The 13,051-nt window shown below is 57.8% G+C and carries 5 protein-coding genes and 2 pseudogenes; 3 read left to right on the top strand and 4 right to left on the bottom strand.

All coding sequences use genetic code 11. The features are described 5' to 3' along the window. Positions 1 to 377: 377 nt before the first annotated feature. Together ACM43_RS11300 and ACM43_RS11295 are read right to left on the bottom strand one after the other, a co-directional pair. Positions 378 to 2,711 (bottom strand): S9 family peptidase, encoded by a 2,334-nt coding sequence (locus ACM43_RS11300; RefSeq protein WP_271540122.1) that lies wholly within the window; start codon positions 2,709 to 2,711, stop codon positions 378 to 380. A 319-nt stretch (positions 2,712 to 3,030) separates the two neighbouring features. Continuing rightward, a pseudogene (locus ACM43_RS11295) lies at positions 3,031 to 3,150 on the bottom strand (IS481 family transposase); the annotation flags it as partial. A gap of 663 nt (positions 3,151 to 3,813) precedes the next feature. Between ACM43_RS11295 and pdxR the strand changes: the two are divergent. Both pdxR and ACM43_RS11285 read left to right on the top strand, forming a co-directional pair. Beyond that, on the top strand, positions 3,814 to 5,295 hold the full coding sequence (gene pdxR, locus ACM43_RS11290; protein ID WP_271540109.1) for a MocR-like pyridoxine biosynthesis transcription factor PdxR: 1,482 nt from the start codon (positions 3,814 to 3,816) through the stop codon (positions 5,293 to 5,295). A gap of 97 nt (positions 5,296 to 5,392) precedes the next feature. Further along, positions 5,393 to 6,023, top strand: a pseudogene (locus ACM43_RS11285) (FMN-binding negative transcriptional regulator). A gap of 3,711 nt (positions 6,024 to 9,734) precedes the next feature. On the opposite strand, the gene ACM43_RS11275 reads toward ACM43_RS11285, so the two are convergent. After that, positions 9,735 to 10,040, bottom strand: coding sequence for a hypothetical protein (locus tag ACM43_RS11275; protein ID WP_036030545.1), 306 nt, complete (start codon positions 10,038 to 10,040; stop codon positions 9,735 to 9,737). A gap of 708 nt (positions 10,041 to 10,748) precedes the next feature. After that, positions 10,749 to 11,420 carry a hypothetical protein gene (locus tag ACM43_RS11270; RefSeq protein WP_271540106.1) on the bottom strand — a complete coding sequence of 224 codons (672 nt, stop codon included), beginning with the start codon at positions 11,418 to 11,420 and terminating at the stop codon, positions 10,749 to 10,751. Positions 11,421 to 12,590: 1,170 nt separating this feature from the next. Here ACM43_RS11270 and ACM43_RS11265 point away from each other — a divergent pair. Then, positions 12,591 to 12,842 (top strand): hypothetical protein, encoded by a 252-nt coding sequence (locus tag ACM43_RS11265; protein ID WP_141697718.1) that lies wholly within the window; start codon positions 12,591 to 12,593, stop codon positions 12,840 to 12,842. Positions 12,843 to 13,051 lie beyond the last annotated feature (209 nt).

The raw sequence follows: 13,051 nt of genomic DNA, 5'->3' as shown, positions 1-13,051 counted from the left end.
GCCCAAACAGCGCGCCTGCCTCTTTGCCATCTTGTAGGCCTGGCACTCGCGCCCGGATAACTCAGTCGCTGCCCCCAGAGGAGAGGCGAAATTTTAGCATCGGCATGGCTGTCAACGAGCGGGAAGCTTCACGCCCTGCTCTCTGGTGGCCATGCGCGCGAGATCGACTCGTTCGTACGGGGGCGTTAGATGCCATCATCAACCTGACCATGGAAACGTGACGGGGAGAGACAGGCAGCATCAGTTTGTCACTGACGGCCCCTTCCGAACGGCTGTCAAGTCGCTGGAAGAGCAGCTACTTCGACAAACGATACTATTTCCCATTGGCAACCGCCGCTTACATGCGATGCTGATGGCCCCAGCGCCTCTGTCTCCAGTCAGTTTGGCCGGTCTCGGCAGCCTTCAGCTGTTGACTCTTCGCACGATGATAGAGCCTCCTGGCTCTTTGGCTGGCCAACAGATGGGTCATTCCAATTAGGCGGCGTCTGTCTGAGGATATTCAAAACGAAAAAATCGAGGAGCTTGAGCAGACTGTAAGACCCCGGCGCTCCGTGATCCGCACCTGGCACCACAAGCATGTCGAAGTATTTTCCTGCTCGAATAAGCCGGTCAGCTAGTTGAAATGTAGAGGATGGATCGACATTGCGGTCCAATTCGCCCAGGATGAGCAGCAACTTACCTTGCAATCTATGAGCGTTGTCGACGGAGGAAGACTGCGAATATTCAATACCGACGGGCCATCCCATCCACTGTTCGTTCCACCAGATCTTGTCCATACGATTATCGTAGCAACCGCTATTGGCGACGGCCACCTTATAAAAATCGGAATGAAAGAGCAGTGCGCTCACCGCGTTTTGACCGCCGGCCGAGCCACCAAAAATGCCGACATTCGAGATGTCGTACCACGAAAACTCCGCGCTCGCCGCCTTGTGCCAAAGGATTCGGTCGGGAAAGCCAGCATCTCTCAGGTTTTTCCAGGCAACGTCGTGAAACGCACGCGACCGATTGTTCGTGCCCATTCCATCGATTTGAACCACAAAAAATCCAAGCCGTGTGAGCGGTTCCACGCCAGGTGAGAAAGACTTCGGAACGAAAGAACCGGTCGGCCCGGCGTAAATCTTTTCAATGACCGGATATCGGCGGCTTCGGTCGAAGTTGATCGGGAGATGAATAATCCCCCATATTTCGGTCTCGCCGTCCCGGCCCTTTGTATGGAACGTCAGTGGCGGCTGCCAGCCAGCGGCTACGAGCGCGGAAATATCGGCGCTCTCGACCTGCACGAGCTCCGAGTTGTCAATGGTTCGATACAACATTAGGCGCGGCGGGAGATCGCTGCGTGAGCATAAGTCTAGATAATAGCGGCCGTCTGGCGAGAACTGGACGTGATGATTCGCCCTTTCGGGCGTGAGCGACGTCAGTCCCGTGCCATCGAAGTTGATGCGGTAGGCGTGGACGAAATACGGATCTTCCCCCTTATTCATTCCACTTGCACTGAACCAAATCTGGCGCTTGATAGGATCTACGTAGTGGACGGAACGGACTACCCAAGCTCCACGCGTGATCTGGTTTTTAAGCTCGCCAGTGTATCCATCAAACAGGTACAGATGCTCGTATCCATCGCGTTCTGAGGCCCAGATGATCTCACGCCCGTCCTCAACGTCGTACCGGAAGGTCTTGCCAGTATTTGACTGGTCCATTCTTAGGGGTTGGTAATCGATGAACGTGTTGCTGCGCTCGTCGATCAGAGTTCGAACGGTGCCTGTGGCCGCCTCGACCTCAGCGAGCCGGTAAAGCTGATGGCCTCGCTCATTGTACTCGAAGGTGAATCCGCGGCTGTCCTTCCACCATCGGATGGGAGAGAGGTCATAGGGATTTGGGAACAACGCATTGTCGATTGCGATCTTGCGACGATCACCGACGTCGAAAAGCACCGGCTGTGGCAGTGCCAGAGCATCGCCGGGCTTCGGGTAAGTCATCGTCCAGTGCCTCGGTTGGCGCTGGTCGCGTGGGGATGATTCGATGTAATGAACCTCCCGTTTGTGGCCCGGACGGACGCGGTAAGCTGCGAGGCGACGCGAGTCTGGAGACCAACTCAGCGTCGAGAACGCGTAGTAGTTGCATTCAGATCCGTCCCAAGTCAAACGAATGTCCTTCGAGCCGTCCTTGCTGCGCAGGAACAGGTTGTAATCCTGGGTATAGGCGAGCCATTTCCCGTCAGGCGACACGCTGGCGCTCTCAGGATCATTCTCCACAGGTGGCGTATCATCGTATGGGCTCTGCTGGTCGTTTGCGGAAAGCTTTGTCTCGCTCGAGCACGCGTAGTTTATAAGTTCGCAGCTCCAAGCTGTATCCTCAATCTCAAAACTTATTCTGCCACCATCGTCAGCGAGCTCAAAACGGTCGAATGGCAGATTATCGGCATTAGCATCTTTGTGGCCCAAGCGATTCAGCGCAGAAGCTAGCTTCTGATGATCGAAAGCTGCCTGTTTTCTGCCGTTGACAACATTCACGAGTACGAATTGGCGCTTGCCGTTGTTCGTCAATCGATAGGCGAACGACGCACCATCTGCGAGCCAGAACGGTACCTCCGGAGCATTGATCATCAGTCTGGCATGCTGATCGTTTATCGTAAGCGCTCGATTGTAATCGGAAGGACGCAGGACCTCGTTTTCTGTGTTGCCTTTGGACCTGTTCACGGCAGCCGCCTCCAGCTAAGCTAAGACAGCGATCATCAAACCGCCGATCTTATATATGACGCCGCGCTTATGCATGACTTGGTCAGCGGTCCTCATTGTGCGGGACCCCGCACGCATGTCGAAGCTAACAGCAGCAGAAATCATGCCGGCGAGGCGCAATGTGTATCCGTCTGGTCTTTAGATGTAGATGTCCTCTAAATGACGTTGCAGTGAACGCCAATGCGCCCCGCGTGTCTGAACTCGGACACGGTGAGCCAGCGAGACTTCACTGCCAGTATACGATCATCAGTCACGGATGACGCATCCTCAATCGCTATGATCGCCGGCATCTAGAATCGTGTCGATCGTAATGGTAGCGTTGCACGGTCGCTTCCTTGATCGTGCGATTCATGCGTTCGACCTGGCCATTGGTCCAGGTATGCTTGATCTTGATCAGCCGATGTTCGATCCCGTTGTCTTGGCAGCGCATGTCGAACATATGCGTCGCGCATCTTACCCTCGGGCCGACCGCATAACGCGGGGGGAAGGTGAACTGGATCACGTTGTCGGTGAGAAAAGGATCACCTGCCGGCACGCTGGCCACTAAGGTATGGGGAAACGCCGAGGAGAACAAGCAAGTCAGGGAGAGTGATGCGGCTAGGAGGAGCGACTTATTAAGGGGCATGTCCTGGACTGGGTTGGCCGGCCAAGCTCTTGCGAACTGGACGGAAGCTACGAAGGGCTGGATTTGGTCTCAAAGAGTCACATGGGAGATCGCGTCTGCGACTTGCCTGAACTCAGCAAGAGGCGGGCCAATCAAAGCAGATGGAATCTCCAGTCGCCCGAGGCCGAGAAGCACCTGAACTTGGTTTCAAGCACGACAATGCCACCAACTTTGTCGGTATCGTCTCAACAACGGCAGTCCCGGCCTTGTTGAGCACATAACCCGGAAGGCTCTTTGCAATTCAGTCGGCAATAGACTTCATCGAGACCGATATTGGGGCACGCCGGAATACAGACGGTCAGGAGTTCGTGGAGCTTTTTCAGATTGCGCGGCCACCTCGATTGAACCAGCTTGGTTTTGGAGCCGAACGGGCGCAGACCGGTCTAGCCAGTAGCTTTCTTTGGTTAGGTTCATATGGTCCAGATTAAGGTGCCGTCACACCGTGTCGGGCGGATGGGAGCGCGTCGGATCTATGAAGTGCTCAGGGATCAGATCCTGGGGCGCGTATACGGCTCGAATGGGTCGCTGCCCTCGTCCCGCGCTCTCGCCGAAGAGCTGGGAGTATCGCGCGGAACGGTGACGGTCGCATACGAACAATTGGCGGCTGAGGGATTCATCGAGACCCGCCACGGCGCCCGCCCACGGGTCGCAAAGGCTGCCGTCGAGACCGGGCGCACAGGCACGAAAGCAGGGTCGTGTACACGCAAGGCACGAGTCTCGCGGTATGGTGAACGTTTGCGACAGGTCGTCGCACGCTCAACCGAGCAACCTCGTAATCTCGTTGCCGATTTTCGCTATGGTGATGTCTCACCCTTGGACTTTCCCGTACCAGCATGGAAGAGAGCCGTAACCGCTGCGATCACGCAGCGACCCCGAACATTGACTTACGATGATCCACGTGGCTCGCTGCGTCTGCGGACCGCACTGCAGGGCTATCTCTGGCGTTCGCGGACCGTACGATGCGAGATCGATCAGATCATCGTCGTCAACGGTTCACAGCAAGGGCTCGATTTGTGTGCTCGGCTGCTGCTTGACGCTGGAGATCGGTTCGTCATGGAAGATCCCGGCTACCCTATGGCGCGGCACATCCTCTCGGCGACCGGAGCTATTGCGGTGCCAATTCCGGTCGACGCAAACGGGCTGAACACGGCGAGGCTTGCAAGGGCCGAAGCTCGTCTCGCTTACGTAACGCCCTCGCACCAATTTCCACTTGGCGGTGTCATGCCGATCCGGCGGCGGCATCAGTTGCTCGCCTGGACCAAGAAGGTTGAGGCCTACGTGATCGAAGACGACTACGATAGCGAGTACCGCTACGACACGAAACCTGTGCTCCCGCTGCACGCTCTCGAAGAAAGCGAGCACGTCATCTATCTTGGGACCGTCTCCAAGACACTCTCGCCTACCTTGAGGATCGGCTATGTCGTGGTGCCTCCTGAACTGCAGTTCGCGTTCAGCGCCGGCAAGCAGATCATGGACCGACACACATCTCTCATCGAGCAAGAGGCACTCGCGACGATGCTCGATACGGGCGCCTACGACAGGCATGTCAGGCGCATGCGGCGGCGCAACGACGAGCGCCGGCGAGCCCTGATCGAGGCATTGCGGCGGAGATTTGGCGAGCGAATCCGAGTCGAAGGTGACGCTGCCGGCTTGCATCTGGTCGCTTGGTTCGACGATCTGCCCAAGAAGTCCGAAGCAGCATTGATCGAAGCAGCCCGCGCAAAGGGGGTTGGCGTCTACCCCATCTCGCCCCTGTACGATCAACGTCAGCCGGACCGCCGGCGCGGACCAAACCTCGTCGGGCTCATCATGGGTTATGCCGCGCTGGAGGCTCATCAGATTGAGCGTGGCTGCCAGCTCCTGGCGCAAGCGAGGGACCAGTTTCGTTCACGGTGATAACTGCGAAACAACTGGACCAGCGACATCGTAACGAACTGGCCTTTCTAAACGTACCGGGCTTGGGCTATTCCGGAGCGGAGAACGGAGAAGCGCTATGTACGTGCCCCCCGCCTTCCGAGCTGATAACATCGAGAACATCCGAGCGACCATCAGCTCCGCACGCTTGGCGAACCTAATCACAGCGACGGCAGAAGGGCCGCTCGCAACACCACTTCCGCTATTCCTGGACCCGACGGAAGGCGAACGGGGAGTTCTGTATGGCCACCTCGCCAAGGCCAATCCGCAATGGCGCGCGGCTCCGATCGGCGAAGCCCTGGCCGTCTTCTTGGGTCCGGAAGCTTACGTGACCCCGTCATGGTGCGCCACCAAGCAGGAAACCGAAAAGGTAGTGCCGACGTGGAACTACATCGCCGTCCATGCTTACGGTCCGGTTGAGTTCTTCGAAGATAACGAACGTCTGCTTGATGTAGTTACCCGATTGACGAACATCCATGAGGGCTCACGGGTGACACCTTGGTCTGTCAGCGACGCTCCGGCAGATTTTCATCGCCGCCCAGTTGCGTGGGATTGTCGGAATCCGCATTCCCGTCACCAAGTTCGAGGGCAAGCGCAAGATGAGCCAGAACCGTCCTCTTGCCGACCGTATCGGTGTCGCCACCGGCCTTGCCGCGAGCCAAGAACCGCGCGATCAGGAAGTCAGCATCATGGTCCCAACGCTGGCCTGAGCCATGACGCTTCAGACCGCAAAGCCAGGCCGAGCTGTGTTCGGGTACCAGTTCTTCATTTTCCTGGCAGCGGCGATGCTCGTGGCCGTCACGCCGGGACCTGGCATCCTCTATATCGTCGCGCGAAACGCTTGCTGGCTGCATGGGTGAAGATTTGGTGTCGAGCTTCGGTCTAGGTTTCGGTGGGCTTGTTCACTCACCGCCCTCGTCATGGCGAGCGCGGACGCGTCAAAGCGGCCTGGTCTTATAATGCCAGCAACTACACCTACACCACCCAAGGCGCCATCGGTGGCACGTCATCCTATGGCAGCGTACCAAGCTTCACCAAGCTAGTCATCGGCGCGACCATGACGGGGGGGAATTCCTCTCAATCGTTGGAATCGCCGTATCTAGTAGATGCCAACGCGACACTACACTGATGGACTATACCCGTTGAAGATCGTCGCCAACTTTGGTGCGCGTTAACGAACCGACCGGCCGACCTACAGGGAAAGGTTCTCCAGCGACTTTGCGATACCGCTGAGCCTTCTGATCGCCGCCTCAAGCTCTTCGATCAGATCTTGCCGGTTTTCTTCTTTTCTCGCGTTATGGTCTTCAAATGAGGCTGAGCTCCACGGAATGCCTGAACCGCGACCTAGGGCCTGCTTCTGATGGTCCTGGAAGTTGTCTTAAGCTCGAGCCGCGTGCTGCGACGTCGTGTTGCGCCAAGTAGCAAGCCTGTAAAGAGCCCAGCCGCAGGGGCTGATTTGTGGCTTGGACCATTCTACTCGCATCCATCGCTGGCGGATGCTCCCTCTCTAAGATCGGCGGCACGCCTTCTTCGATTTAGCTTTCCGCTCGTATCGGCGACCTTCGCGCACGTGGTGGTGCTCGCAGCCGGTGGATGGTAGGGCCTCCCGATCTCGCAACCGCAGTGACTTCAACAACGTCGAAGCAGCAGTTAGCCGGCGGGTTATGTCAGTAAACCTGCCACATGCTCTCGTCGCCGACGGCGCTAAGGACATTCAGTCGAAGAGCCGCCCAGCATCAGAATGATGCTTCGCGGGGAGCACCCGCGCGTTCGAAGCGCTAACCCAAGAACAGAGACAGATCTGAACCAACGCCCCGGATTGACCAACAAATATTTTGAACCTGTAATAAACTCCGCGTTTTGCAAGCTCACATCGATATTTGGAGAGACGCTCGGACCGAAGCTCTCGGGCGAAAGCTGAGACGGCGCGATGCGGAGCTTAGTTGGGCTGCCGGGCCACCTGAGTGGAGTTGCTCATGAGTACTGAGCGGAATCCCGACCCTGTGATCCTGTTGTTCGCGATTGCCGTGATCGTCGCCGCCTTCGCGGCATTCGTCACGACGTTTGAGCGGCTTGGGAGCAGCACAGCTGGTGGCGAGGCTCCCTCCGGGACCACGGGGCTGGGCAAGCCTCGGCCGCCTCTTGAGCGGGCACCCGGCCAATCAGTAGGGAAGTAAGCACCCCGCCTGAACCGACAAAAAGTGTCCATCCTTGTGCTGCGGCATCAGACCCGCAACCTGGCCCAAGTCGACCGACTTTCGAACGAAGCTGACCCGAAACCAAAGCGAAGGTGACCCGCAACGACAACCCCTTTGGTGTCGATGGGTCCTTCAAGCTTTATCCTGCCCTTTTTTTCAGCTTGTATGATCCTACCTCCGGTTGCATGCTCTTCCCGCTTTCGCCGGATATTGTTTCAATAGTCATTGTTCGAGGCAGTAATGAGTAATCGACGTCAGGTTTACAACTATTCGGCCATTCTGCGTCAACGGGTCGAGGGGCTTATCGCACTATTTGGGGAACTGCAGGCGCTCCGGCGACGCCTGCGAGCCGCTAACGCGAGAAGGATTGGTCGGCGTATCCAGAACGCCGCGCGGAGAAGAAGAGTTGTTCGGCGGTGACAGCTCCCGTTCAATGCAACGATCCCCCGTCCCCGCTTCGACATTGATACGAAGCCGGGTCAGGTCGCTTCACGAGCAGCTGCCCTCTGCAGCCAGTTTCCCGGCACTTTGACCAGGGCGCGATTCTTGATTTGCGCCGCGTGGGCGAGCCAGACCTGCTTTGCGCTGGGGTCCGAAGCATTCGCTTCGCGTCACCAACAGGCCCACAACTCGCATATCTTGCAGCGAGGTCAGATACTACGTCGCGAAATATCGGCACCGGTGCCCGAGATGTACGCTCGTAATCAAGGCGCTACCGACGCACAGATCGGACGGGCGCGACGTTGCTTGACCTCAAACGAGACTGCGGAAACCGACCGACCACGCCCTTATACCGATTGAAGCCGTACATCGGCTCCTCAATGACATGATGTCTGCCGCTCACTCCGGAAGCTCGACCAAACGACGAAGGGGCTTTGTTTTGCAAAGAGTTGCTGGAAGGGACTTACGTTCAACCCAGATCTCACGTCAGAAGCAAATGACTTCATCGCACGGCCAGATTTGCCCCCCATGGCTGCCTAGGTCTGCGCGAAGGGTCATCCCCGTCGGGGCGCGATACCGGATCTTTCCATGTCCGGCTATTTGCGATTGTGCTTCGTCAGTTTCGTTTCTTTTTGACACCTTTTCAACGGCTTCTGCATCCGCCAATTCTCTTGCGGGATCTCTTCAGTACTCCTGCACGCCAACCCGCACCGACCTCTCTGACGCAAGCGGAATGGGCGGGACCCGAGCAACTCGCCCCCTGCGGCCAGCATTGGGCCTATCGGTGGAGAGGCACCAGAAGTGCCGCTTCCTAACTGAGGGTACCGCGAAGCTGAAAAAGACCGTTCGGCGGCGCCTGGCCAAAGATAGCACCGCCAGCTTTAAACGAGAGCGGGACGGCGGGGCCCAGGCAGAGCCGAACCCTTGATGCGGGCGCGGAGTTGCTGCGCTCCGCACCGGCCGCGCCTTCTCAGCCGCCTCACGCCGAGGTCAAGGTAGCTGATGCTGCGTCCGATCTTGTTCCGCACACCGCTGTCATGTCGACGGCCCCCATCTCTGCGCAGGCCTATCGGCTCCACGCCCAGCCAAGTCGATGTTGAGCAACTTCTCGCGGCCGCGCCGGCAAACGATGCGATGACTTCGTTCGAACCTCCGAGCATGCCGATCGGCTTACTCTCCCGGAGGCTGATAGCGAGGCGGCGAGTCGGACGGCAACTTGGTTTGGCGCACCGCTGATGATGCTGGGGATGCTCCCATCTTAAGCTCGAGCCGCTCGCTTCGGCACCCGGTGAGATGACGATGCTGAAGCGCGCTACACTGGGCAGGATACCTGACGCGCCGGTGTGACGGAAGAGCGGCATAGCCAAGTGGCCAAACGCACAAAGGTTCCGCGCGTCTGCACTTACTTTGGCGCTGCTTTACACGAACATTCGACTAGGATGACAGGCTCCTTTGGGATGGGACTGTCATCATGCGGTACAGAGTGCTCGTGGTGGACAGCAGCAGGCGACTGATATGCGCGGCGAAGCTCGACTGCGTCGACGAGGAGGCTGCGAGATGTCGGGCCGAGCAAATGTATGGCGAGCACGACGTTGAGCTTTGGGAAGGGGATCGGCTCGTTGCCGTTTTCTCAAGTGCAACGTCGAATGAAGATCGAAGCGACCGCTTGTCCTGATTAGAGGGCCTGCCACGCCGCCGAGTGTGCGCGTGTACTCATTGCATGGCCGAAACGATCACGCCCGGCTACCCAAAAGAGCGGTCCAACCAATCTCGCAATTGCTATTAATGGACCTCTCGGTCCAACTCTCGCAGCAATCGATGCAGGAAGTCGCTAGCGTGATTATATTGTGCGCCGCCGTCCAGGATCTGATGAGCCAGTGGTGACATTATGTTGCCAACGGCCTCAGGGCCAATCAGCTCGGTCCGTGACGACCACAACTCCAGCAGCCCGTCCGGGATGTGGTCGCTCGATCCAAATAGCTTCAGGAGCCGGGCTTCGGCGACACCGTTATGATCGTGGTGGGCCTTGGCCGCATAAAAGGCGAACAAGCTACGAAAGGCGTCACGGGAAACGGAAGGCTTAGCCATCGCAATGTCCCCCACAGAATTCTTCAAATGAAGTTGCTTAATCCGGAGCTGAACGGAAGCTATTCCCTCGAAATCCGCACACGAAGAAGATTCTACAACGGACCGGGAAAACGCGGCAAGCCCTTAATCCATGTTAGATAGGACGTATTGAAACCAGGCTTTGTCTAACGTGCGTTCACACTTAACAAAACGTCTGCTTTCAGGCGGATGGTGGTCTCGGCGGCTCCGCCGCGGGGTGGCGCTCAGCCGTCCGAAGCCGGCCGTCCCTGGCCCGTTCCCGCGCTCCGCCGGAATGGCGCCTTAGACGACCATGACCATTCCAGTTAGCGCATAAGACATGACGAAGGGTGGCCGACTCCAGCGCAGTCAGGTCCCGCAATACGAGGCAATGGTCTGAGGAAGCCAGAAGACCGTTCCAGAACTTTCGCATACCAGCAAGAACAAGAATGCAGAAATCAGCAGGACTTTGCTGTCAGTTATTCCCTCTTACAAACGAGGCGGGACCATCGCTCGGTCGGCGCGACGGCTCTTCGGCCGCAGCCTCCGCCAAGATGCGCTTCGCTTCGGATCGAGGGCTCCGAGAATGCGTTGCCGTCGCCGGTCAGGTTCATCGTCTTCAAATTCGGTGGTAAGTTCTCGAGACCAGCCTGTCGCGCGCGAGAGCGCATGGATCCTGATCGGCCGATATACGTCGTGCAGCTTAACCGCTTACTTCACGCCGTCGACGATCCAGTTCCACCCTTCCCGCTTTATTTCTTTCCGAGGAATCGCGATAGCTTCCTCGCTCCGGTAGTACCAGGCCGTGGTGTCGGAATTGGCTCGGCCGTCGACCGTCATTTCCGGAGCGGGCTTGCTGTCGAGCTGGAGCACCAGGGCTTGTTGGTTCGGCAGCAACGTGAGCTGGTGCGTTCCTTGATTGGGAGGCGCAGCACTTCCCACGCGGAGGTGATGACGCCAGAGCGCGATGCTCCGCGGCCCCCGCTTCAAACCGGCAGCTTTCCGGGAGGCGTTCGAGCGGTCGATGAGCGCTGCGCAGGTTATGGTCAACACCGACGAGCCGGGATCATCCGTGAGGCTCGCAGCGTAAGAACCTGGCCAGCGGAAAGCGAGTTGGGGGCCATCCATGAGGAGCGCAAACACGAGATTGGGCTCGAGGGATCGGATCAGCGACAGCGCAGGGTCGACGCGAGCCAAGTCTTCACAGATCACGGCTGTCAAAGCAGACCGGTTGCGGAAAACGTCCATGTGGATGATGCGATGTCCGATCTCCAGATATTCCCACCACACGCATTTCGTGGACAGCTCGTCTTGTAAGCCGTAGGACTCGATCTGCTGGCCGTCGCCAACGATGATGCTTGCGCCTGGAATGAGTTGCCGCAACTCTCTCGCCGAAGCTGTTGGTATAGGGGGTCGAGACCACAACGAAGTTGCCGAGAAGGCCGTTACAGTCCCTAGACACACCCGAGATCACGAACTCAATCGAAGGATGGTGATCGCGGACGTGCCTAACCAACGCATCATGCGTGCTCCAGTCGAGCGCGTATTCCGGCAGAACGATCCCGTTCGCAGGCTTTCGCTTTCGACGCGTCTCTGCGAGCAGCCGATCGATGAAGAAGACGAAATCACATCACCCTCTGCAGTGCTCCATTCCTCATCGGTGGCGCTCGGTGTGCCTCCTCCGGGCGGAGCCACTTTTGTCGACGCGAAAACGTCCCCAACGATTCTTATTTCCCTTCTTGTCGCGATTCACTCGGCCGCGGAAGCAACCTGGAGGGATGGCATAGGGAAAGGGCACCAGGAGCACATTGAGCCTGGTCTGATTGTTGCCGTAGTTCGCTTCGGGTTTGTGCCAATACGCGTTCGTGTAGCCTCTCGGCGGTAGGAGCGTCAGGTTATGACCGAGCGTCCGGATCGAGCAGCCCAACTCCGTTGTCCTGCCTTTTAAGGCTGCCGGTTATAGCCGATTGTTTTCGAGATAAGTGAAATCGGATACCAATTCGGGCTCGGAGCAATGCACAGGCGGGGTTTCGATGGAGCACGCCTGGGCACACGGAACGGCAACGATGATAGCGCCACTGGGAACATCGAGAACGTCTCCCGGACTTGACGCAAATTGACCCGGACGAGCCAGGTTTTATCCGCGAGAATGAAAGGTGTTCCCATGGCTGGCGCCCGGACCTGTGGCAGCTCCCGTGCGTGCCCGGAATGTGAGGGCCATATCAGGCGCGGCGAGTCCCAGGACGCGATCATGACGCATCGCATTCGTGGTTTCTGGACGCGGCCGCAAAGATCGCTACGCTGGCAACCCCGCGTGCAGGCCACGATGAGAAATGCGAGATTGCCGGCGTGCGCGCTTCTTTTGGAGCCATCTACCGAAATCGGTCCGCACAAACGTTTGTATGTATTGGACAGGCGCTTCGAGCAGCTAAGTTGAAACTCCGAAAGAGGGCGCTGGCAGCGGAGAGGCTTCCTGGGCTTGACGACTTGTTCGCCCTCGTTTTGGGACAAGGCAATGGCTTCCTTCGACCTCTCGCGTCGGAGATGATCTCCATGGGCACTTCAATGAGTACTTTGATTCGCCTCCGCTACAACACAATGGCCGATGAAAGCCCGGGCGGCGAATGGAGATGGCGCGTGATCATGGAGAGAGATGGCGCATATGAGGAAGTCCTCGTAAAAGAGCTCTCGATCAACGTGCCGTCATTCTCCCAGGCAGACGAGATGCCTGTTGTTGGGCGCAAGTACCATATTGCTTGCCACGGCACACTCACGGTGGAAGACGGTGTCGGTACCATCAGGTGAACCGAATGAGGTCGCCTCGATTGGGCTGAGCCGGTTGGCTCTTCCTCACGCTCTAGCCATCTGCCGTGGACTTAAACGGGCGACTGAAGCGATGATGCCGCCAGGCGCCTCGTCCGGAAGGCTGGTTGAAGTTGATAACGTACAGAGTCTTTCGCACTTTCAGGATTGACGGCTTCTTCTAGAATGAAGGAGCTTTGAATGAACGATGG

Source organism: Bradyrhizobium sp. CCBAU 45321 (assembly GCF_028128975.1).
GTDB lineage: Bacteria > Pseudomonadota > Alphaproteobacteria > Rhizobiales > Xanthobacteraceae > Bradyrhizobium > Bradyrhizobium yuanmingense.
Note: the sequence above shows the minus strand (reverse complement) of the source record. Positions and strands in the feature narration are given on the sequence as shown.